Origin of the sequence: Paenarthrobacter sp. CCNWLY172 (genome assembly GCF_037402035.1) — a bacterium.
Classification (GTDB): domain Bacteria; phylum Actinomycetota; class Actinomycetes; order Actinomycetales; family Micrococcaceae; genus Arthrobacter.
The window spans coordinates 337,861-358,495 of sequence record NZ_JBBEGB010000004.1 but is presented as its reverse complement, the minus strand read 5'-3'; the positions used below and the strand labels follow the sequence as shown (position 1 = coordinate 358,495).

Genomic DNA, 20,635 nt, shown 5'->3' with positions numbered 1-20,635 from the left:
CCGGGGGTCGGGGTGGAAAAGTGAAGAAGGTCTGATGCAATTGTTAGCGCTCACAACTTTGATGTCAAGAGCTGTCCCGTGGTTGGGTTCAGTAGCGGGACTCGTTCGTTAGCCGGCGAGCGGCGCCGTGGTGGCGCGGATGACCAGACGCGGTGTCACGGTGGCGGCTGAAACGGTGTCGCCGTTCTCCAAGCGGTCCAGCAGCAGGCCGATGCACCTCTGGCCCAGTTCCTCAAAGTCCTGAGCCACTGTTGTCAGCGGCGGGATGAAGTAGGCGGACTCGGGTTGGTCATCGAAGCCCACAACGCTGATGTCGCCGGGTACCTGCACGCCGGTCTCGTTGAATGCCCGCAGGACACCGAGGGCCATTTGGTCGTTGGCCACGAACAGTGCCGTCAGGGAACGGTCGGCGGCGATTTTCAGGCCTTCGCGGTAACCGCACTCAGCGCTCCAGTCGCCTTCGATCAAGGATCCCGGTTCACGTCCGGCCTCATTCAGTGCCTCGTGCCAGCCGTCGATACGGGCAGCGGCGTCAATCCAGTCGGCCGGCCCGGAAAGATGGCCGATCCTCTGGTGGCCTAGCTCAAGGAGGTGCTCGACGGCGAGCTTGGCGCCCTGCCGCTGGTCGACGGTGGCGCCGCTCAAGTGTTCGTCGCCGACTGAGCCTACGGCCACCAAGGGCACTGGAACGGTGATGTCCCTCAGGACATCGAAGGTGCCGGGGTGGGGCACGGTCACCACAATGCCGTCAACGCCCTGATCCATGAAGTGGGCGACGGCGTCCTTGATGGTCTCGGGCGTCACTTCGCGCAGGGCTGCGACACTGACGAAATAGCCCGCATCCCGTGCCGCCTGCTGGACGCCGAGGAGCGTGTGGGATGGACCGTATTGGGCCATCTCGCTGCCGAGGACTCCAATGGTTTGGGAACGTCGGGTCACCAGGCTGCGTGCCGCCGTGTTTCGGCGATAACCCAGCTCCGTGATGGCTTGCTCAACGCGCTCGCGGGTCTTGGCACTCACGTTGGGGTGGTTGTTCAGCACCCGGGAAACGGTCTGGTGGGAAACCCCCGCCACGCGGGCAACGTCCTCCATGACAGGCGGACGGGCTGGTGCAGATTGATCTGAGCTCACCCTGTCACGATAGAGCACCGACAGCCACGATTACCTCATGGCCGCAGTGGCAGCGTACTGGCGATACCTGGTCAGGAAGGGGGCCGTCCCGCCGATTTCCCGGGGTTTCACGTCCACGCCATCCAATGGCCATTCAGGGAGCTGGCCCGTGAGGACGCCTGCCGCTTGGCGGGCAGCGCCGTCGGCGACATACTCGCCGGGCCGGGGTACGAATACCGGCAGTCCAAAGGCCGAAGCAGCCACCTGTTGGACGGCCTCTGACTGGGCGCCTCCACCCACCAGGATGATGCGCTGAGCGGAGACGCCCTGCGCCTGCAGCGCAGCCAACCCGTCCGCTAGTGAACACAGCACACCCTCCACGGCGGCCCGGGCCAGATTGGCCGGCGTGTAGTTGGAGACCGTGATGCCGTGGAGTGAGCCCGTTGCATCAGGCAGGTTGGGTGTCCGTTCACCTTCGAAGTACGGCACCAAAGTAAGCCCATCGGCGCCCTCGGGAGCGGAGAGGGCCAGGGTTCCCAGTTCCGCGAGAGACACCCCCAGGAGAGCAGCTGTGGCATCAAAGACCCGTGTTGCGTTGAGCGTGCAGGCGAGGGGAAGGAAGTTGCCCGTGGCGTCGGCGAAACCGGCAACCAGTCCACTGACGTCCTGCGCCGGAACGTCCGACACCGCGAACACGGTCCCGGAAGTTCCAATGGAGATAACAACGTCCCCGACGGCGGCGCTGACGCCCAGGCCTGCTGCGGCGTTGTCACCGGCTCCGGGTCCGATCAAAGCGCCGCCAGGCGTCTTGCCCGCAACGTCCAAAGGTCCGACCACTACCGGCAAGATGGGGACATGTCCGAGCGTGCTTTCGAGTACGTCGGGAAGATACTCCCCGTTGCTGGCCGAGAAGTAGCCCGTACCTGAAGCGTCGGACCGGTCGGTGCGCAGGAGTTCCAGCGATGCGGGTCCGTCTCCGGGACCGTGGCCGGCCAGCCGCCAGGACAGCCAATCGTGCGGCAGGCACACCGCGGCAGTACGCCGGGCGTTCTCTGGTTCGTTCCGGGCCAGCCAGCGGAGCTTGGTGGCCGTCAACGATGCCACCGGCACGGTTCCGGTGCTGGATGCCCAGTATTCTGCACCGGCAGTGGCATCGCCATGACCGGCTTCAAGAATCATCTCTTTTGCCTCAGGCGCGGACCGGGTGTCGTTCCATAGGAGAGCTGGACGTACAACGTTTCCGGAATCGTCCAGGCACACCATCCCGTGCTGCTGGCCGCCCACGGAAACGGCGTCCACGTCGTCCAGTCCGCCTGCCTCCCTGATGGCTTCCTGGAGGGCTGTCCACCAATGATCGGGGTGGACTTCCGTGCCCTCTGGATGGGGCGCCCGGCCTTGGCGAACCAAGGCGCCGGTGGCAGAGTCCCGGATCACCACTTTGCACGACTGGGTGGAGCTGTCGATCCCGGCTACGAGAGGCATGCGTTTGTTCCTTCGGCGACCCGGCGCCGGGCCCCAAACCGAAGTTTGGCGGCCCGGCGACGGGACTGTGGTGGGTGGGGGTGATTTAGCGCGCGCCGAGCAAGTGCTCGATGGCCAGCTGGTTGAGGCGGACGAAGGCGAACGAGCGCTCGGCGGCGTGATCGGCGTCGAACGTTTCGAAAGCACTGGCGTCAGCCAGCAGGTCAGCGGTGGTTTCTCCGGCGTTCAAGGTGGGCTGGCCCAACTCGAAGACACCAGAGGTGGCGAGGGCTTCCTGGACTTCCGGATCTGCACGGAAAGCGAGGGCGCGTTCCTTCAGCAGGAGGTACATGGACATGTTGGACTTGGCTGATTCCCACACGCCGTCGTAACCGTCAGTGCGGGAAGGCTTGTAGTCGAAGTGGCGGGGGCCGTCGTACGTGGGTCCGCCGTTGGGGAAGCCGTTCTCCAGCAGGTCCACCGTGAAGAAAGCGCTGGTGAGGTCGCCGTGGCCGAAAACCAGATCTTGGTCGTACTTAATGCCGCGCTGGCCGTTCAGGTCGATGTGGAAGAGTTTGCCTGCCCACAGGGCCTGGGCGATGCCGTGGGTGAAGTTCAGCCCGGCCATCTGCTCATGGCCGGTCTCGGGGTTGAGGCCCACAATGTCGCCGTGTTCCAGTTGGGCAATAAATGCCAGGCCGTGTCCAACGGTGGGGAGGAAGATGTCGCCGCGGGGTTCGTTCGGCTTCGGTTCCAGCGCAATCCGGAGGTCGTAGCCCTTTTCCTTGATGTAGCCGGCGGCGGTGTCCACGCCTTCCTTCATGCGGTCCAGTGCTGCCGACAGGTCCTTGGAGCCGTCATATTCGCTGCCTTCGCGGCCGCCCCACATCACGAACGTTTCGGCGCCAAGCTCGGCGGCGAGGTCGATGTTGCGCAGGATCTTGCTTAGGGCGAAGCGGCGGATCGAACGATCGTTCGAGGTGAAGCCGCCATCCTTGAAGACGGGGTGGCTGAACAGGTTGGTGGTGACCATCGGCGTCTTCAAGCCGGTCTCAGCCAAAGCGGCCTTGAAGTTCTTGAGGATGAGGTCGCGCTCGGATGCGCTGGCATCAAAAGGAATCAGGTCATTGTCGTGGAAAGTGATGCCATATGCACCAAGTTCGCTGAGCTTGTGCACTGCTTCCACCGGGTCCAGGGCTGGGCGCGTGGCAACACCGAAGGGGTCGGCACCGGTCCAACCGACAGTCCAGAGGCCAAAGGTGAAGCGGTCTCGCGGGGTGGGCTGCGGGGTCATTTTGCTCCTTTGCAAAGCACTGGGGGAGGAGACGAAGAAAGGCGCTCCAATTAGTTTTCAATCTGAACTATATGGGGGATGATGGATCATGGTCAATGGAAGCCAGCAACAATTTTTCAGATCCGCAGGGAGTCCCACGCCAGTGAACGAGTCAGCAGCGCCCGGCCGCGTCGGCGATGTCCGCCGTCGAAATCTTTCGCTGGTCCTGGACTCCATTGCGCGGACCGGCGATGCGAAGCCCAGCCGCGCGCAGCTCGCGGCCGGGACGGGGCTCACCAAGGCGGCGGTCTCCAGCCTGGTGGCGGATCTGGTGGAATCGGGACTTGTATCTGAAGTGGGCCTCTACCGCGATGGCGAGCGGGGAAGGCCCGGCCAAGGGCTGGAACTCAGCTCACGCCGTGGCGTGGTGGGGATGGAAATCAACGTTGACTACCTGGCCGTGGGGTTGGTGGACCTGCGTGGCAATCTCCGCTTCCACTCCACCGTTGAGTCACGGAACCGCGGGATGGCACCCCGGGAAGTCATGGAACGCCTGCGGGTTCTGGTGTCCGAAGCAGTTGACACAGCGGCGGCCGAAAAGGTCGCCATCCTGGGTGGCGGACTGGCCGTCCCTGGCCTGGTGGATGAGCGGCGAAACATCGTCCTTTCTGCCCCGAATCTGCATTGGGAGAACGAGCACTTGGACCCGGGCTCGTTGCTCAAGGGCGCGCCGCTTGGCGTCCGGCTGTCCAATGAGGCCAACAGCGCCGCTCTTGGCGAGCTGTGGTACGGCAACGGCCCTGCCGACTTCCTCTATGTCTCCGGTGAAGTGGGTGTTGGTGGCGGTGTCATCATCGGCTCGGACCTGTACCTGGGGCCCGGAGGATCGGCGGGCGAACTGGGCCACATTGTGGTCCACCCGGAGGGGCCTGCGTGTTCCTGCGGTGGGGCGGGATGCCTTGAAACGTTCGCCGGCCAGGAGGCCATCTTCGAGGCGGCCACCATTCCCGAAGGCTCCCTGGCCGAACGCACGGAACAGCTTCTCGCCGCTTTGGCCGCCCAGGATCCGAACGCACTGAAGGCAGTTCACGACGCCGGGCGGTACTTGGGGGTCGCGCTCGCCTCCTCAGCCCGTTTGATGGATATTGACGCCATAGTCCTCGGTGGGCACTTTGCGTTGCTGGGGGAGTGGCTGAGGCCGGCGTTGCTGGCCAGTTTGGATCGCTACGCGCCTGGGCTGCTGGACCCGAAAAACCTGACCGTGTCCGGCCTTGAACATTCCGGCACGCTCCTGGGCGCTGCCGGCCAAGTGATCCGGTCTGTGATTGAGTCGCCGTTCGAGTTCCTTTTGGCGAGCAAGCTGGCGTAGTCATGTCCGGGTTTGCCGGCGGTAATTCGGCGTGGGTTCTTCCGCATGATTCATCAGCATGCTTACTATTGATGGGTCAGTTGTTCGCGAAAACCCAACCCCACGGACGAGTGCCCCATGACTACACAAGACTCAGCTCACACCAGCACAGCCAAGGCTCACACCGCACCTTCCCCGGAAGACTCGCGCAAGCCTGACAGTCCCAATGACCTGGCCAAACCCACGTGGATGTACATCGCCAAGCGGACGCTCCGCGAGTTCAGCAAAGACCAGTGTCCGGACGCTGCTGCGGGCCTGACGTATTACGCAGTCCTTTCCCTGTTTCCAGCCCTTTTGGCGCTGGTTTCCCTGATCGGCATCTTCGGAGATGCCGGCAAGACGACGTCGTCATTGCTGGATATAGTCCAACAGTTCGCGCCGGGGCCCGGCGTTGACGCCATGCGCCAGCCGATCGAGGAACTGACGCAGTCCAACACGGCCGGGCTCGCGTTGGTTTTCGGTATTTTGGTGGCGCTCTGGTCCGCCTCGGGCTACACCACGGCGTTCAGCCGGGCCATGAACCGGGTCTATGAAGTGGACGAGGGCCGCGGCTTCATCAAGCTGCGGGGCACCATGCTCGCCGTTACCATCGTTGCGGTAGTTGGTGCGGCACTCGCAGCGGCCATGCTGGTCTTGAGCGGCCCCGTTGCAGAAGCCATAGGCGGAGCCATCGGTTTGTCGGAGACCTTCCTGACCGTCTGGAACATCGCCAAATGGCCGGTCCTCATTCTGGTAGTCATCGTCATTATTGCGGTGCTGTACTACTTCACTCCCAACGTCAAGCAGCCCAAGTTCCGGTGGATGAGCATGGGCTCCCTGATCGCCTTGGTGATCTTCGCCCTTGCGTCGCTGGGCTTCGGCTTCTACGTTGCCAACTTCAGCAACTACAACAAGACCTACGGCGCCTTGGCCGGCGTCATCATCATGCTGCTGTGGCTCTGGATCCTGAACATGTCCCTGTTGTTCGGTGCGGAGTTCGATGCCGAGATGGAACGCGGACGCCAGTTGCAGGGAGGCATTGAAGCTGAAGAAAGCATCCAGTTGCCGCCGCGCGATACCAAGAAGAGCGACAAGATGCAGGAGAAGGAAGACCAGGTCATCCGGGATGGCGAAGAAATCCGTGAAACCCACGGCGACGAACCGCAGAAGAAATAGCGCATTGGAGAATCAACGGTGAACGCTGACGGCAGGAACAAGAAGCTCAAAGCCATCCGGCATGGGGACAGCGTCCGGATCAGCGGTGAGGTTTTCCGGGTGGGCTCCGTGCAACCCCTCGAAGGATCGCGGAACATCAGCCTTGAACTGCAAGGGCCCGACGGCGGTTCGGTCACCTTCATCGGCCTGCCGGGGGCCAAGGTTCAGCTCGCTGCGCGGGCTTCCTGACCTGACAGCTCAGGCTTCCGCAGGGAAGCCTTGGTCGGCGTCGTCCCACCAGCCTTCCCAGGCGCTGGAGGTCAGGCGCTCGGTGGCGAAAACGGGGTAGTGCTCGGGGCTGGAATCGCCGGTGGGGCCGCTGTGGGTGCCGCTGGCATCGAGGAAAAAGTTAAGGGTCTTCAAGAGCATCATGGTGGTGTCCTTTCAGTGGCTTGGTGAACGCCTTTGTTAAGGTAAAACCAGCGTAGGTGCCCATTGTTTCCTCCCATCGACGCAATGTTTCAGCTGTGTACCTTCTATCTCACCGGCTCCTTCCGCGACTCACAGCCGACACAAAACGGAGGGCGCGGTAGCAGCAAAAAGCGGGCCCCTGCCGTGACCGTGGCAGGAACCCGCTGGTTTTGGAGTGATCCTCCCGCGGAGCTTAGGGCATCCGCGGGAGGACCACGGTGTTACGCGAACGGGAGAACGAGCTCCGCGTAGCGCTGCTTCATGGTCTCCAGGACGGTGTCGCCGTCGGCGTCCCAGATCTCCTGGTTGAAGATTTCAACCTCGATATCGCCCGTGTACCCGGCGTTCCTGACCCAGGTGCCGATGGTGGCGAAGTCGATGACGCCGTCGCCCATCATGCCGCGGGACAGCAGCGCGTCAGCGGCGATCGGCAGGTTGAAGTCGCACACCTGGTAGGAGGCGATGCGGTTTTCGCGCCCGGCGCGGTCAATCTGCGCCTTCAGCTCGGGGTCCCACCACACGTGGAAAGTGTCGACGGCGACGCCAACAGCCTTTGCGTGGTACGGCGCGGCAAGATCGAGTGCCTGGCCGAGGGTGGAGATGAGTGCGCGGTCAGCGGCGTACATCGGGTGCAGTGGTTCCAGCACCAGGCGGACGCCGTTCTCGGAAGCGAAGGGCACAAGTTCCTCGAGTCGGTCGGCGACGCGCTGGCGGGCAGCCACCACGTCCTTCTCGCCGGGAGCGAGCCCGCCGACCACCAGGAAAAGTTCCTGGGTGTCCAGCGCAACGGCTTCACGGACAGCCTCGAAGTTGTCGGCCAGGGCAGCAGCCTGTCCCTCAGCGTCGGCTGCGGTCAGGAATCCACCGCGGCAGAGCGAGGAAACCCGGAGACCCGCGTCCTTGATGAGCTTGGCTGCCTTGTCCAGTCCGGCCTCGGCCACGCGGTCACGCCACGGTCCGATCGCGGGGATGCCGGCTCGGGCACAACCATCCACGGCCTCGGCCAAGGTCCACTTCTTGGTGGTGGCGCTGTTCAGTGACAGCCGGGAAAAGTCGCTCATGCACCCACCCCGTTGATCCGCAGGAAGTCAGACATCCGGAACGCGGCCAGCGATGGGTCCTTCAGCAAGCCGGCCTGATCTGCCAGTTCAAAGGTCTTGGCCAGGTGCAGGACCGAGCGGCCCGAGTGCAGGCCGCCCACCATCTGGAAACCGGGCTGCTTACCGTTGAGCCAGGACATGAAGGCAATGCCGGTCTTGTAATAGAACGTGGGTGCGCTGAAGATGTGCTTTCCCAGCTCACGGGTGGAGTCCAGGATGGCGCGCCCTTCAGCACCTTGGCCGGCGTCGTACTTCTGCAACGCGGCCGAAGCGGCCGGGTAGATGGCAGCGAAGATGCCCAACAGGGCGTCCGAGTGGTGCGTCTCGTCGCCGTCGATCAGTTCCGGGTAGTTGAAGTCGTCACCGGTGTAGAGGCGGACGCCTTCCGGAAGGTCGGCGCGGAGGGCGACCTCATGGGAAGCATCCAGCAGCGAGACCTTGACGCCGTCAACCTTGTCCGAGTGCTCGCGGATGAGGCTGAGGAAAGTTTCGGTGGCGACAGAGACGTCGTCGGAACCCCAGTATCCTGCCAGTGCGGGGTCGAACATGGTGCCCAGCCAGTGCAGGATGACCGGCTGGTCAACTTCCTGAAGGAGCGTCGAGTAGACGTGCAGGTAGTCGTCGGCCCCGTTGGCAACCTTGGCCAGCGCCCGGGAGGCCATGAGGATGACCTTGGGTCCGGCTTCACTGACGACGGCGATCTGCTCGCGGTAGGCGTCGATGACAGCCTGGATACCTGCAGCCCCCGCAGGGAGTGCAGCGATGTCCAGCTGGTCGGTGCCGGCGCCGCAGGAAACAAGGTCGCGGACCGACTTGCCCGTAATGGCGGCGTTGCCCGCGGCCACCACGGAGGCGGCTTCCGCGCCCGTGCGCTTGATGAGCTGCTGGGTGGCTGCCCAGTCAAGGCCCATTCCGCGCTGCGCGGTGTCCATGGCGTCGGCAACGCCCAGGCCGTAGGACCACAGTTCGTGCCGGTACGCCAGGGTGGCGTCCCAGTCGAGCTGCGCGGGGGCGCCGGGGGTGTTGTCGGCTGCAACCTCGGGGATGACGTGTGCTGCGGCGTAGGCGCGGCGGGCCGTCAACGGAGCGGTCGGCTTGACCCAGGAGGTGGCGGGCTGAAGGCGGTACTCGCGGGTGCCGCCGTCGTCGGTGGGAAGAATCAGTGACGTCATTAGAGGGTGATCTCCGGGATGTCGATGGTGCGGCGCTCTGCCGAGGACTGGAGGCCGAGTTCGGCAAGCTGCACGCCCCGGGCTGCGGAGAGCAGGCCGAAGCGGTGCTCACGGCCTGCGACGACGTCGCGCAGGAATTCTTCCCACTGCAGCTTGAAGCCGTTGTCCAGTTCAGCGTTGGCGGGGACTTCCTGCCACTGGCTGCGGAAGGATTCGGTGACGGGCAGGTCCGGGTTCCAGACGGGCTTGGGGGTGTGGGCGCGCTGCTGCGCAACGCACTTGTTCAGACCGGCGACGGCGGAACCGTGCGTGCCGTCGACCTGGAACTCCACCAGTTCGTCGCGGTAGACACGGACGGCCCAGGAGGAGTTGATCTGGCCGATGACGTCGTCGCCGCCCGGGGTTTCGAGCTCGAAGATGCCGTAGGAGGCGTCGTCTGCGGTGGCCTTGTATTCCTTGCCTGCCTCATCCCAGCGTGCGGGGATGTGCGTGGCGGTCTTGGCGTTGACGCTCTTGACCTTGCCGATGATGCCTTCAAGGACGTAGTTCCAGTGGCAGAACATGTCCGTGGTCATTCCACCGCCGTCTTCCTTGCGGTAGTTCCACGACGGACGCTGGGCAGCCTGGACGTCGCCTTCGAAGACCCAGTAGCCGAATTCGCCGCGGATGGAGAGGATGCGGCCGAAGAAGCCTTCGTCCACAAGACGGCGGAGCTTCACCAGGCCGGGGAGGTACAGCTTGTCGTGCACCACGCCCGCGGTGACGCCGGCGTCCTTGCCGATCTGTGCCAGTTCGATGGCCTCTTCCAAGGTCTCGGCCGTCGGCTTCTCTGTGAAGATGTGCTTGCCGGCGCGCATGGCCTTTTTCAGGGTGGCGGCGCGGAGGCTGGTCATGGAAGCGTCAAAGATGATGTCAACGGTGGGATCGGCGATGACGGCGTCCAAGTCGGTGGTCCATTCAGAGACCTTGTGGAGTTCGGCGAGTTCGCGGATCTTCGCTTCGTTGCGGCCAACGAGGATCGGCTCCACCTGAACCTTGGTGCCGTCTTCCAGGGTGAAACCGCCGGCGTCGCGGATGGGGAGGATGGACCGCAGCAGGTGCTGGCGGTAGCCCATACGGCCGGTGATGCCGTTCATGGCGATGCGGATCGTCTTTGTTTCGTAGCCCATGTTTTCTCCAGTGCCTTGTGTGCCGGTCGCGGTGCGGAAGCCGGTGCTTGCAGTTCGTGTGGGAAAGCGCATTCCCGTTGTCATCGATCATGCACCATGACTCGCCGGATTGGCAAGCGCTTTCCCATAACTCGCGGAAGACTGACATAATTTCCCTAGCGCCAGTCCCGACGCTTGCAGACAAGGAGGGCCCCGTGGCCGCCAGCACACTGAGTGAAGTTGCCCGTTTGGCCGGGGTTTCCCTGGCCACCGCATCCAGGGTCCTCAACGGCTCGTCCCGTAAGCCCGCCGAGGACATTGCCGAACGCGTCCGCGAGGCCGCCGACAAGCTCGGCTACGTGCCCAACGCACAGGCGCAGGCGTTGGCCAAGTCGAGTTCGGGCCTGATCGGACTGGTTGTCCATGACATCGCCGATCCCTATTTCTCTGCGATCGCCCGCGGAGTCCAGGAAGCTGCCCGCCAGCAGAACCGCATGGTGCTCCTGGCCACCACCTCCGGGGCTCCTTCGGATGAAAAGGAAGCCGTCGCAGCCTTCGCTGCGCGCCGCGCCGACTCGATTGTCATTGCCGGTTCGCGTTCCGTGCGGGCTGAGGACAAGCAAGGAAATGCCGAGCTGGCCGCCGAGCTGGACCGTTATTGCCGCAATGGCGGTCATGTGGGAGTTGTCGGCCATCCGGTGGTGGGCGCGTCCACGAGCGAGGGCTACCATGTGGTGAAAGTCCCCAACGAGGAACTGGCTGCCGGCCTCGCTGCGGAATTGGCCGCCACTCATGATGGTGCTTTCCTGATCATTGCCGGACCCGAGGGTCTCTACACATCGGACGACCGTGTCCGCGGTTTCCAGCGCGGGCTCGCGGACGCTGGGAGGCCCGCCGCCGAGGTGGTCCGCACTGGATTCAACCGGGCCGGCGGGTATGAAGCCGGTCAGGCGCTTGCCGAACGGATCAAGTCCTCCGCGGAACGCCTCTGCATCTTTGCCGTCAATGACGTCATGGCCATCGGCGTTACCGCCGCCCTTCGGCCGGAGGGCGTGTGGATTCCCCGCGACGCCACCATCGCCGGTTTCGACGACATCGAAACCCTGCGCGACTTCCGGCCCGCACTGTCCACCGTGCACCTGCCGCTCGAAGATATTGGCCGGCTCGCTGCGGGAGATCCGGATACTCCTCCCGTCAGTGGCGCGGTCAAGCTCCGCCGCAGCACCGAAACTCCGGTGGAATCACAGGTATGACGACGGCGGGGCCACCAGCGCAGGCGCCCCGGGCGCTGACGGTGATTCCCGCCGTCGCGCGTTCCACTGGTGCCGCGCGTTCCACCCAAGCCGCGCCGGCCATCCTGGTGCTTCCCGGCGGGGGATACGCCAAGCAGGCAGACCACGAGGCCGAGCCAGTGGGTGAATGGCTGGCTTCGTTGGGAATCCACGCATTCGTGCTGCGGTATCGGGTGGCGCCGGATCAGCACCCAGCCCCGTTGGTGGATGCCAAGCAGGCGATGCTGTGGATCCGCAACGGCGATCACGGACTGAAAGTGGATGCGTCGAGGGTTGGCGTCCTGGGATTTTCAGCCGGCGGACATCTCGCGTCCACGTTGTCCGTGGAGGTAGCCACCGGGGATCCTTCGCTGGATACCGTGGAGGCTGTGCCGGACCTCAGCATTCTCTGCTATCCGGTCATTTCGTTCGTGAATTCGGTCCATCAGGGGTCTGTGGACAACCTCGCTGGAGCGGGTGCCGCCCCTGGGGTCCTGCGGGAGCTCTCAACGGATCTTCACGTCACGCCGAGAACGCCGCCCGCTTTCCTCTGGCATACGGCCGACGACCAATCCGTCACCATCAGCCACAGCCTTGCTTATGCCGGCGCGCTCAGCCGGGCCGGTGTCCCGGTGGAACTGCACCTCTTCCCGCACGGCGTCCACGGTATTGGCCTGGCTTCGGGAACGGCCGGGGCTGATCAGTGGCCGGCGCTCTGCGCATCATGGCTCGGCCGGTGGGGCTGGGCTGCGTAACCGCGTTACGTAGTTGGCCTCAGTCCTCGCCCAAGGTGATGGTGTGGAGGAACGAGGCATCGTTGATGACGTTGTCCGGAAGGTCGTCCTCGACGAACTCCAGCATGATGTCCAGGTCCTTGCCGTTTCCGCGCAGGACGTCAGTGACGGTCTGCCACAGCAACTTCCGGTTCCGCAGCGGGAAGCGTTCGGCAACCGGCCCCCAGGAGAAGCAGTGCACCCCCACCACGTGGGGGAGGACTTCGTGGAGGGACTCCAGCGCCTGCTGGTCCGAGAGTCCGACGGCGGGCTGCCAGTAAGTGCCGACGTTGGCATGGTTCACCCGGTTCAGTAACTCCAAGGTGGTGGCGGGGGAGTCGGTGAGGGTGTTGCCGTGATACTCAAACGCGATGGTGACACCCCGGGCGGCCGCGAGATCCGCAATCCGCTGAGTGTCCTTCACCACTGCGTCCCAGTGTTCCTGGCCGGCGCCGGCCGAACCCTGTTCGCCGGCCCAGACCCGGATCCGTGGGGCGCCGAGCGCCGTGGCGAGGTCCAGGACACGATCGAAATCCCCGAAGGCGCCGCAGCGGTAGTACGAGCCGAGCGAGAGAACCATGAGTCCCGCTGCTTCAGTTGCTCCCTTTGCGTGCGCCGCGGACTCCGCATCGCTGACGTGCACATCAGTGCCCCACTCGATGCCGGCCAGGCCCGCATTCGATGAAATGCGGACCACCTCGTCAATCCCGTGGGAGCGGAGAGTCACGGAACAGATGCCAGGCGTGAGGTCAGCCAGAGTGGTGAGGTCGATCATGCTACACAGGATACCGGGAATGCGCTTACCCAGTAAGGGTGTATCGCCTGCTGAACAGAATGAACGCTGGGCTAGAGTGTGATCCAATAACGCCGGATCGCTTCGGTGACTCCGAGGTCCGCAGCGAAACTCTCCGGAGGCGGGACGCTTTCAAGAACGCCGCCGCACGCCTCGATGGTGCGGGCGGACGCCACGTTCGGCTGCTTGCACGTCACCAGCACGCGATCCATGCCGAGGGAGCGACCCTCATGGAGGGCGCCTTTCAATGCAAGCTTGGCGAGCCCCCGCCCCCGCGCGCTGGGCCGGATGCCGTAGCCAATGTTGCCTCCTACCTCAGTGAGATAGTCATTGGCCAACGAGTGCCTGAGGCTGGCTGCCCCCAGGTATGCGTTGTCATCGACAACCCAGATGGTGCTCTGGTTGGCCAAGCCTTCAGGGGGTTGGAAGCCCTTCTTGGGCAACTCGTGCAGAAGGTGAACCCACTCCGCGAAGTGGCTGCTGTCGCGGAGATCCAGGTCGTATCTCGCAGCCACAAAAGCCGCTGAGCCATCCTGGTTAAGGGTGCCCCACTCGTCGTAGCTTTCCAGCCAGGACTCATGGAACTTTGCGGACGGCTGGACGAGCTTGGCGTGAGTCATGGGGTGAGCGTACTACGGCTGCTTCCGGGGCCCGGTCCACTAGTTCGACTTACTCAGCGTCCGGCCCATGATGGCCTGTGTCAGGGCGTCGATGACCTCGGCGTTGGCGAGTGGATTCCGGATCAAGGTGAAGTCCACGTCGCCCACCGGCGGCAGGCCGAATCGCTGGGTGATGACCTTCAGGTCCTCGGGCACCAGCGATGCCGGCATTACGGCGACCCCAATCCCGGCCCGGACGGCCGCGAGCACCCCGCTGATCTGTTTGGTGCTGCAGGTGATCCGCCATGTCCGGCCTTCCGCTTCCAGGGCATCGATGGCAAGCTTCCGGCTCAAACTCGGTGCCGGATACGCAATCAGCGGCACGGGGGCGCCCGGTTCCAGCACTGTCTGCTCCACGCCGACCCACGCGAAGTTATCGTGCCGGACCACCGTGCCTTCCTTGGCCCCGGCCACCCATTTCACGAACACCAGGTCCAGTTGCCCGGCGTTGAGCCGCTTGTACAGCTGATCGCTTTGGCTGACAGTGAGCTCGAGGTTGATCTGTGGGTAGAGCTGCCGGAACTCCCGGAGAATCCGGGGGAGGCCGGTGATGGCGAGGTCGTCGGCTGTCCCGAAGCGGAGGCGTCCCCGCATGGCCGAGCCGGAAAAGTAGCGGGCCGCGGAATCGTGGGCAGCAAGGATGTTGCGGGCAAAGCCAGCCATGGCATCACCGTTGTCAGTAAGCCTGACTTCACGGGTATCCCGGGCCACGAGTACGCGCTTGGCGGCGGCCTCGAGCTTGCGGACATGCTGGCTGACCGTGGGCTGTGCGAGGCCCAGCCGCTCGGCTGCCTTGGTGAAACTCAGCGTTTCCGCGACGGCCAAAAAGGAACGGAGCTGGACAGGTTCGAACACGGAACTCCTCTAAGCGCAGGTCAACGCCGGGCCGGAGTACTGCGCCGTTTCCCCTTGTGCTGCAAGCAGCTCATTGCATTCCGCAATGCTAGTTATAGGCGCAATACGCTTCCATAATTGCTGCTGGCAACCATAGCGTTAAACGCATCCCACCGAAACTCTCGATCCGAGGACTACTTTTGGCACCCCCACCGCCTTCAGCGGCAAACGTCAGCCAGCCCGTCATCGATTCCTTGTCCGCTCGCCCGCTGCCGGATACAGACCAGCCGGACACCAACCAGCCGGACACCGTCACCCAGCCACTCGCCGTCGTGAGTGAAAAGCTGCCCTGGCGTCATACTTTCATCTCCCTGAAGGTCCCCAACTTCAGGATTTTCGCGATCGGCCACTTCATTGCCGTCATCGCCATCTGGATGCAGCGCATCGCCCAGGACTGGATGGTGCTGCAGCTGTCCGGTTCCGTCACCGCAGTCGGCATTACGGTGGCGTTGCAGTTCATGCCGTCACTGTTCCTGGGACCATGGGGCGGCATGATCGCCGACCGCTTTGCCAAGCGCAAGATCCTCATCATCTGCCAATCGGCGGCGGCCGTGCTGGCTGCAGTGTTGGCGGTACTGTCCCTGAGCCAGCGCGTTGAAGTCTGGCACGTGTACGTCATTGCCTTGGCCCTGGGCTTCGTGACGGTCCTGGACCAGCCGGCCCGGCAGGTGTTCGTCAATGAACTCGTCGGCCCCAAGTACCTCAAGAATGCCATCAGCGTCAACTCCACCACCTTCCAGCTGGGCGGCTTGATCGGGCCTGCCTTGGCGGGTGTGCTGCTCACCGCTGTCGGCGCAGGCTGGGCCTTCGCTGCCAACGCTGTGGCCTGCTGTTCCACTGTGGCCATGCTGCTGATCCTTCGCAAGGACCAGCTGCACCTCAGCCAGCCGACGCCCCGCAAAAAGGGGATGCTGCGTGAAGGCCTTAACTATGCGCTCAGCAAGCCCACCATTTACTGGCCGTGGATGATGGCCGGATTCGTGGCCGTTTTCGCCATGAGCTTGCCTGTGCTGCTGGCCGCCTTTGCGGACCACGTGTACGACGCCGGTGCCGGAGGCTACGGCCTGCTGAACGCCATGGTTGCGCTCGGTGCACTGATGGGAGCGGTGGCGTCCACCCGGCGTCGACAGCTGCGGTTGCGATCGGTGGTGGCGTCGGCTGGTTTGTACGGGCTCATGCTCTGTGTCTCATCGCTGATGCCGTCCATGGTGTGGTTCAGCGTCACCATGGTCCTTGCCGGATTCTGGTGCCTCATGTTCCTCACTGCGGCCAACCAAATGGTGCAGACCAGCTCCAACATGAGCATCCGCGGCCGTGTCATGAGCCTCTACCTGGTGGTGCTGATCGGCGGACAGGCCATTGGCGGCCCCATGATGGGCTGGCTGGCCGAGCACTTTGGTCCGCACCTTGCTGTCCTGATTTCGGGTGGCGTGCCGGCCATCGCCGCTGCGGTGGTCGCCGTCGTCCTTGCCCGGAAGTCTTCGCTGCACCTGAAGGTGGACCTGCGTGACCGGCGCCGGGTGCTGCGGATCGTGCAGGAGACCCAACCGGCATAGCCGCAGTCCCCGACGGATTAACAGGTGAAGCGCCCGCGGCAGGACCGCGGGCGCTTCCTGGTGGGCGTCGTTATGCCGTTGGCAGGTGCGGGTACTCCGCTGAGCGTCCTTGGAATTCCAGGACATCCGGGTTGCGGATGACGCCGTCGCGGATTTCGATGGCCCGCGAGATGGTCTCGTTGGCATCCCATCCGGCCGGGCCGGCCGCAACAGTGTCCAGGAAAGGAAGCAAGGCTTCGCTGATTTCCCAGCTGGCTGAGTTCCAGAGATACGACGGACTGTGGTCCACGGCGTAGTAGTTGACGTGCCCGCCCACACGGAACATGGGTTCGTCGAAGGTGGTGGTGCGTGCCCAGCTGAACCCCATTCCTTCGTCGCAGGAAACGTCCACAATCAGGCTGTCAGCCCGGAATTCCGTCAAATCTTCCGTGCGAAGGTACGTCAGCGGGGCGTTGGGGTCCTGAAGAGTGCAATTGACCACGATGTCCGCGGCGGCCAGGAACGGCGCCAAGGGCTTGCGCCCCTTGTCCGTGATGACTTCGCTGAGGAAAGGTGCGTTGCTGTCATGATCGAACTGCACAATCCGCACCGAGTGAATGGGTGACCCGACGGCGGCGACGCCACGGTTGGTCAGGACCTGGACGTCGTGGACGCCGTGGGCATTCAGTGCAGTGACGGCACCACGCGCAGTGGCCCCGAAGCCAATGACGACGGCGCTCAGCCGGCGGCCGTAGTCGCCCGTGGAACCCGTGAGTGCCAAGGCATGAAGCACAGAGCAGTACCCGGCGAGCTCGTTGTTCTTGTGGAAAACATGCAGGCCGAAGCCACCGTCGCCTGCCCAGTGATTCATGGCCTCAAACGCGATGAGCGTGAGCTTCTTGTCGATGGCCAGTTGCGTGATGGCCCGGTCCTGGACACAGTGCGGCCAGCCCCACAGCGTTTGGCCGTCGCGGAGTTCGGCCAAGTCCTGGGCCTGCGGCTTGGGCAGGAGGATGACGTCGCTGCCGGCGATCAATTCCTGCCGTGTACCGAGCCCACCCACCAGCGATTCCAGCGTGCTGTCAGAGACGCCGAACCGCTCGCCGTAGCCGAATTCAAACCTGAGCTGTTGGCGCACGTCCGGATCGATGCGCTCCAGATGCTGGGGATGGATGGGGAGGCGGCGCTCATTGGGCTTCAGCGAGGAAGCGAGGACGCCTATGCTCAGCTGGGCGGTTGGCGCGGTCACTTCTTGTTGCCGGTAGAGGGCTTTGCGGCCTCGGTGGCGGAGGACTCGGAAGCCCTCTTATCCGCACGTTTTTCCTTGATGGATTTACTGGATTTCTTTGATGCGGTTTGGCGCGGTGATTTGTCGCCCATGATTGCTCCCTAGAGCGGAACCGAAATGGCTCCTGACTCCTGACGATACACCTCGCACGGAAAAGCAGTGGCCGCGGTCACTGCCCTTGGGTCACTGCGCCGGCTCGGCCGCGGGACGGCCATGGGTGACGCGGTGGGTCACACGATCGGCGGTATCGTCCAGTGCTGCCGTCTTTTCCACCGGCTCCAAATAGAAACGCGCGCTGCTGATGATGCCCTCGTCCACGCCGAAGATGATGACGCCCGTCATTTCGTGCGGCGTACCATCGCGCCACGCACCCTTCAGGTGCAGCTCGGTCCAGATGGAGCTGCCGTTGACGCTGTGCGAGAGGAGATGCGCCTTGATGTCCGGAACACCCGTGAAAAGTTGCTCCCAATTGCTGCGGATGGTGTCCCGCCCAGTGAAGCCCCTGGTGGGATGCGCCGGCGTTTCGTTGACGTAGCCCGGCGCAAAGCAGGCCGCCAGGCCTTCCAGGTCGTGCTTGTTCGTGGCTTCCAGCAGGCGGTTGATGACGGCGAGCGGGCCCGCCTCACCAGCGTCGGTGAGAGTCATTGGAGGACCTCCCGGATAGGTGGATGTACCTATGAGTTTAGGCTCGTGAGACCCTCCGGTCGACGGGTGCGCGGCCCTGTTTGGTGAGTATCGCCGTCGTGCATTTGGGTCCTTGGACGCAAAGAAACCCCGGATCGTGGGATCCGGGGTTTTCCTTGAGCGGGCGACGGGAATCGAACCCGCGTATCGAGCTTGGGAAGCTAGCGCTCTACCATTGAGCTACGCCCGCGCTGCCCGGGAATTTTCGCCCCGAGCGAGTCCTAGCTTAGCGCAGTTGTGGGGCTGCTCATGACAGGCGCGTCGGCCGCCTACTTGAACAGTTTCAGGCCGTTCCATCCGGAACCCACCTGACGGTACGTTGTCCACTGTCCCCGGCCCAGGCCGTAGTTGTACAGGTTGCCGTCGGCGGTCTGTGCAGTGATGCCGCGGGTGCCCGCGCCAGTCAGCCCAAAGCTGGGGGCCAAGACGCGCATGTACTGCCAGCCGGTGCCCACGGTGGTGGCCGGTCCGTAGAAGCCTGCCCACCCGTCACCGCGGTAGTTAATCAGGGCACCGGAACCTGTCCTGGCCAGGATGTCGTTGGCGCCGTCGCCTTCCCAGTCGACGATGGTCAGTTCCATGCCGTTCCAGCCCTTGCCAATGATTTGCGGTGCGCTCAGCGCACCCCCAAAGGTGTTGGGGTAGTAGCGCAGCACACCGTCCGGGAAGTATCCGACGACGCCGGGCCGGCCATGCTTGTGCGTCCACTTACCCACGGTGATGGTCATACGCTCCCAGCCGCCGTTGCCCACCACAACCTGGTTGGCGAATCCGCCGCCCGGAAGACCTCGATAGACCCCCAGGACGCCGTTGTTCCACTGCGCCAGGATGTCGTAGACACCGTCGGTGTCCCAGTCCACCACGAAAGCCTGCTTCAAGCCGGTCCAGCCCGAACCGATCTGGACTGCACCCGCGTAGCCGCCGGCCGCCGTCGCGGGGTAGCGCAAAAGACGGCCCGACGAGTCGGCAGCCACCAGGTCGGCGCCGGACTTGATGCTTGCTGCGGCGGCGGTGTTGCCCGCAAAGTAGTGCTCCAGTGTCGGGAACCCGCGCCGGTTCATGTCGGTGGCCAAGGCTACGCCCACGTAGCGCAAGTGCCACGGTTCGTAGCTGTAGCCCGTGGTGCCCGTGTAACCGTTGGGGTAGCGGACTATGAAACCGTATTTATGGGCATTCGCAGCTACCCACTTGCCGGCCGCGGTATCGCCGAAGCAGGTGCTCAGGCCACAGCTGCCGGCTGCGTTGCCGATGTCCATGGCGAGCCCTGTCTGGTGCTCGCTGTATCCGGGGCGGGCCGAAATAGTGTCCGCGTAGGCCTGGCCGTAGATGCTGACGTAATACGCGTAGACCTGCTGCTGCTGCGCGTAGGACCGGTAGCCGCTCACGATCGACAAGCCGCCCGTGCCTGCGTCTGCCGCCCCCTGGAACAAACCGTTGAGCCACGCCGCAGCTTCCGCACGCATGTACTGGCCCGAGCCACGTGCGTTGACAAGGTCCGACGGCGCGTAGCTCGCCGGATTCAGCGGCCGCGATTTGTTGACCAGGACCGAAATGTTGGCAGGGTCACCGATGGGGTCAACGCCCGGCAACGGGTTCGCTGTGGCGGGGACCTTTGTGGTTGCTGCTGTTTTTGCTGCAGAAATTACCGTCGGTCCTGCCGCCGTGGCAGGAACCGCCGTGATAACTCCGCCAGCCACTGCCACGGCGAGGAAAACCGCGCACGCAGCCACCCGTCGTCGTGCCTTCACTGCAAAAGCTTGATGTCCCAGAACCCGCATAACGCCCCCAAATCGGTTTTAGCCAGCCTCGGGAACTCTACCCCGAGGTGCCATGCTCTGTCAGTCGTAACTTTGTGAAGGGCCAGATAACCATTCGGTCAAGGCTCGCCGCTTATATGCCCCAGTGCCGTGCGTGCTGACTATTCTGAAGGTGTTAGCTGCAGCGTATGGGGAACCGGGCTAAGACATATCGAACCGTACGCCGAAAGAGGTTTCCGTGGCATTTGCAGACTACGAAGTGGTGATCAGCCGGGACGCCATGACCGTGTACGGATTCCTCATGGACGGGATGAACAACTCCCTGTGGCGGTCCGGGATCCGCAGCATCTCACTGCGATCAGGTCTCCGCGGCCACAAAGGCGCGCTCTACCAGCAGACCATCAATGGTCCGGGCGGCCGCCCCATCGCTGCCGATTTCCAGATCACCGAAGCCCGGCCAGGAGCGGAAGTGCGCTTCGCCGTCGTTGCGGGACCCGCACGTCCTACCGGCGGCTACTACCTCAGCACCGAAGGCCAAACCACCCGGCTCAGGTTCGCCCTTGAATACCACCCCAAGGGACTGCAGAAACTGATGAACGGCATGATCCAGAAAACAATGGAAAGCGAAGTTGCCCAGTTGGAGCAGCTGAAGACCGTGATGGAGTCACGCTCGGTGGTGTGAGCGCGACTGATTTTTCTGCTCT

21 protein-coding genes and 1 tRNA gene are annotated in these 20,635 nt (G+C 63.8%); 7 read left to right on the top strand and 15 right to left on the bottom strand.

Annotation, left to right across the window (positions count from 1 at the left end):
- Window positions 1-108: 108 nt before the first annotated feature.
- The 3 genes from WBN73_RS08410 to xylA all read right to left on the bottom strand — a co-directional run bounded on the left by WBN73_RS08410 (window position 109) and on the right by xylA (window position 3,865).
- Window positions 109-1,092: a LacI family DNA-binding transcriptional regulator gene (locus WBN73_RS08410; RefSeq protein WP_207597662.1), complete on the bottom strand. Its 984-nt coding sequence runs from the start codon at window positions 1,090-1,092 to the stop codon at window positions 109-111.
- Window positions 1,093-1,161: 69 nt separating this feature from the next.
- Window positions 1,162-2,592: a xylulokinase gene (xylB, locus tag WBN73_RS08405; protein WP_337339828.1), complete on the bottom strand. Its 1,431-nt coding sequence runs from the start codon at window positions 2,590-2,592 to the stop codon at window positions 1,162-1,164.
- An 85-nt stretch (window positions 2,593-2,677) separates the two neighbouring features.
- Window positions 2,678-3,865, bottom strand: coding sequence for a xylose isomerase (xylA, locus tag WBN73_RS08400; protein ID WP_337339829.1), 1,188 nt, complete (start codon window positions 3,863-3,865; stop codon window positions 2,678-2,680).
- A 142-nt stretch (window positions 3,866-4,007) separates the two neighbouring features.
- Here xylA and WBN73_RS08395 point away from each other — a divergent pair, with 142 nt between their 5' ends.
- The 3 genes from WBN73_RS08395 to WBN73_RS08385 all read left to right on the top strand — a co-directional run bounded on the left by WBN73_RS08395 (window position 4,008) and on the right by WBN73_RS08385 (window position 6,635).
- Entirely contained in the window at window positions 4,008-5,213 is a 1,206-nt protein-coding gene (locus tag WBN73_RS08395; RefSeq protein WP_337339830.1) for an ROK family transcriptional regulator, read from the top strand.
- Window positions 5,214-5,330: 117 nt separating this feature from the next.
- Window positions 5,331-6,407, top strand: a complete 1,077-nt coding sequence (locus WBN73_RS08390) for a YihY/virulence factor BrkB family protein (RefSeq protein WP_207595197.1) — start codon at window positions 5,331-5,333, stop codon at window positions 6,405-6,407.
- An 18-nt stretch (window positions 6,408-6,425) separates the two neighbouring features.
- Entirely contained in the window at window positions 6,426-6,635 is a 210-nt protein-coding gene (locus WBN73_RS08385; protein WP_089596442.1) for a hypothetical protein, read from the top strand.
- 9 nt (window positions 6,636-6,644) lie between these two features.
- Here WBN73_RS08385 and WBN73_RS08380 read toward each other — a convergent pair whose 3' ends face one another.
- The 4 genes from WBN73_RS08380 to WBN73_RS08365 all read right to left on the bottom strand — a co-directional run bounded on the left by WBN73_RS08380 (window position 6,645) and on the right by WBN73_RS08365 (window position 10,298).
- Window positions 6,645-6,818: a hypothetical protein gene (locus WBN73_RS08380; protein ID WP_207595196.1), complete on the bottom strand. Its 174-nt coding sequence runs from the start codon at window positions 6,816-6,818 to the stop codon at window positions 6,645-6,647.
- A 260-nt stretch (window positions 6,819-7,078) separates the two neighbouring features.
- Window positions 7,079-7,918, bottom strand: coding sequence for a sugar phosphate isomerase/epimerase family protein (locus WBN73_RS08375; RefSeq protein WP_337339831.1), 840 nt, complete (start codon window positions 7,916-7,918; stop codon window positions 7,079-7,081).
- Window positions 7,915-9,129, bottom strand: coding sequence for a dihydrodipicolinate synthase family protein (locus WBN73_RS08370; protein ID WP_207595194.1), 1,215 nt, complete (start codon window positions 9,127-9,129; stop codon window positions 7,915-7,917). Before WBN73_RS08370 ends, WBN73_RS08375 begins: the two co-directional genes overlap by 4 nt.
- Window positions 9,129-10,298 carry a Gfo/Idh/MocA family protein gene (locus WBN73_RS08365; RefSeq protein ID WP_207595193.1) on the bottom strand — a complete coding sequence of 390 codons (1,170 nt, stop codon included), beginning with the start codon at window positions 10,296-10,298 and terminating at the stop codon, window positions 9,129-9,131. The genes WBN73_RS08370 and WBN73_RS08365 overlap by 1 nt, the downstream gene beginning before the upstream one ends.
- 194 nt (window positions 10,299-10,492) lie before the next feature.
- Here WBN73_RS08365 and WBN73_RS08360 point away from each other — a divergent pair, with 194 nt between their 5' ends.
- Together WBN73_RS08360 and WBN73_RS08355 are read left to right on the top strand one after the other, a co-directional pair.
- Complete coding sequence (locus WBN73_RS08360; protein WP_207595192.1) at window positions 10,493-11,530, top strand: LacI family DNA-binding transcriptional regulator; 1,038 nt, start codon at window positions 10,493-10,495, stop codon at window positions 11,528-11,530.
- Window positions 11,527-12,303: an alpha/beta hydrolase gene (locus WBN73_RS08355; RefSeq protein WP_337339832.1), complete on the top strand. Its 777-nt coding sequence runs from the start codon at window positions 11,527-11,529 to the stop codon at window positions 12,301-12,303. The genes WBN73_RS08360 and WBN73_RS08355 overlap by 4 nt, the downstream gene beginning before the upstream one ends.
- A gap of 19 nt (window positions 12,304-12,322) precedes the next feature.
- Here the strand turns inward: WBN73_RS08355 and WBN73_RS08350 are convergent, their stop codons facing one another.
- The 3 genes from WBN73_RS08350 to WBN73_RS08340 form a co-directional block, all read right to left on the bottom strand.
- Window positions 12,323-13,096, bottom strand: a complete 774-nt coding sequence (locus WBN73_RS08350; RefSeq protein WP_337339833.1) for a sugar phosphate isomerase/epimerase family protein — start codon at window positions 13,094-13,096, stop codon at window positions 12,323-12,325.
- 71 nt (window positions 13,097-13,167) lie between these two features.
- The gene (locus tag WBN73_RS08345) at window positions 13,168-13,734 is read right to left on the bottom strand and encodes a GNAT family N-acetyltransferase (protein WP_337339834.1); all 567 of its coding nucleotides are present in this window, start codon (window positions 13,732-13,734) and stop codon (window positions 13,168-13,170) included.
- A gap of 39 nt (window positions 13,735-13,773) precedes the next feature.
- Entirely contained in the window at window positions 13,774-14,628 is an 855-nt protein-coding gene (locus WBN73_RS08340; protein ID WP_026543322.1) for a LysR substrate-binding domain-containing protein, read from the bottom strand.
- 179 nt (window positions 14,629-14,807) lie between these two features.
- Between WBN73_RS08340 and WBN73_RS08335 the strand changes: the two genes are divergently transcribed.
- Window positions 14,808-16,223 (top strand): MFS transporter, encoded by a 1,416-nt coding sequence (locus WBN73_RS08335; protein WP_337339835.1) that lies wholly within the window; start codon window positions 14,808-14,810, stop codon window positions 16,221-16,223.
- A gap of 70 nt (window positions 16,224-16,293) precedes the next feature.
- Here the strand turns inward: WBN73_RS08335 and WBN73_RS08330 are convergent, their stop codons facing one another.
- The 5 genes from WBN73_RS08330 to WBN73_RS08310 form a co-directional block, all read right to left on the bottom strand.
- Window positions 16,294-17,451, bottom strand: coding sequence for a N(5)-(carboxyethyl)ornithine synthase (locus WBN73_RS08330; RefSeq protein ID WP_280624053.1), 1,158 nt, complete (start codon window positions 17,449-17,451; stop codon window positions 16,294-16,296).
- On the bottom strand, window positions 17,448-17,582 hold the full coding sequence (locus WBN73_RS08325; RefSeq protein ID WP_011776304.1) for a hypothetical protein: 135 nt from the start codon (window positions 17,580-17,582) through the stop codon (window positions 17,448-17,450). Before WBN73_RS08325 ends, WBN73_RS08330 begins: the two co-directional genes overlap by 4 nt.
- Window positions 17,583-17,673: 91 nt before the next feature.
- On the bottom strand, window positions 17,674-18,135 hold the full coding sequence (locus WBN73_RS08320; RefSeq protein ID WP_207595185.1) for a nuclear transport factor 2 family protein: 462 nt from the start codon (window positions 18,133-18,135) through the stop codon (window positions 17,674-17,676).
- 158 nt (window positions 18,136-18,293) lie between these two features.
- Window positions 18,294-18,364: transfer RNA gene (locus WBN73_RS08315), tRNA-Gly, on the bottom strand.
- Between the two features lie 79 nt (window positions 18,365-18,443).
- Window positions 18,444-19,922, bottom strand: a complete 1,479-nt coding sequence (locus tag WBN73_RS08310) for a M15 family metallopeptidase (RefSeq protein WP_337339836.1) — start codon at window positions 19,920-19,922, stop codon at window positions 18,444-18,446.
- Between the two features lie 247 nt (window positions 19,923-20,169).
- On the opposite strand from WBN73_RS08310, the gene WBN73_RS08305 reads away from it, so the two are divergent.
- Window positions 20,170-20,613, top strand: a complete 444-nt coding sequence (locus WBN73_RS08305) for a hypothetical protein (RefSeq protein WP_089596431.1) — start codon at window positions 20,170-20,172, stop codon at window positions 20,611-20,613.
- Window positions 20,614-20,635 lie beyond the last annotated feature (22 nt).

What these genes read in the sequence shown, in the direction of transcription:
- WBN73_RS08390 (WP_207595197.1), top strand. Translation starts at nt 5,331, where the DNA reads ATGACTACACAAGACTCAGCTCACACCAGCACAGCCAAGGCTCACACC.
- WBN73_RS08410 (WP_207597662.1), bottom strand. Translation starts at nt 1,092, where the DNA reads ATGGAGGACGTTGCCCGCGTGGCGGGGGTTTCCCACCAGACCGTTTCC.
- WBN73_RS08320 (WP_207595185.1), bottom strand. Translation starts at nt 18,135, where the DNA reads ATGACTCTCACCGACGCTGGTGAGGCGGGCCCGCTCGCCGTCATCAAC.
- WBN73_RS08345 (WP_337339834.1), bottom strand. Translation starts at nt 13,734, where the DNA reads ATGACTCACGCCAAGCTCGTCCAGCCGTCCGCAAAGTTCCATGAGTCC.
- WBN73_RS08375 (WP_337339831.1), bottom strand. Translation starts at nt 7,918, where the DNA reads ATGAGCGACTTTTCCCGGCTGTCACTGAACAGCGCCACCACCAAGAAG.
- WBN73_RS08370 (WP_207595194.1), bottom strand. Translation starts at nt 9,129, where the DNA reads ATGACGTCACTGATTCTTCCCACCGACGACGGCGGCACCCGCGAGTAC.
- WBN73_RS08380 (WP_207595196.1), bottom strand. Translation starts at nt 6,818, where the DNA reads ATGATGCTCTTGAAGACCCTTAACTTTTTCCTCGATGCCAGCGGCACC.
- WBN73_RS08325 (WP_011776304.1), bottom strand. Translation starts at nt 17,582, where the DNA reads ATGGGCGACAAATCACCGCGCCAAACCGCATCAAAGAAATCCAGTAAA.
- xylA (WP_337339829.1), bottom strand. Translation starts at nt 3,865, where the DNA reads ATGACCCCGCAGCCCACCCCGCGAGACCGCTTCACCTTTGGCCTCTGG.
- WBN73_RS08365 (WP_207595193.1), bottom strand. Translation starts at nt 10,298, where the DNA reads ATGGGCTACGAAACAAAGACGATCCGCATCGCCATGAACGGCATCACC.
- WBN73_RS08355 (WP_337339832.1), top strand. Translation starts at nt 11,527, where the DNA reads ATGACGACGGCGGGGCCACCAGCGCAGGCGCCCCGGGCGCTGACGGTG.
- WBN73_RS08350 (WP_337339833.1), bottom strand. Translation starts at nt 13,096, where the DNA reads ATGATCGACCTCACCACTCTGGCTGACCTCACGCCTGGCATCTGTTCC.
- xylB (WP_337339828.1), bottom strand. Translation starts at nt 2,592, where the DNA reads ATGCCTCTCGTAGCCGGGATCGACAGCTCCACCCAGTCGTGCAAAGTG.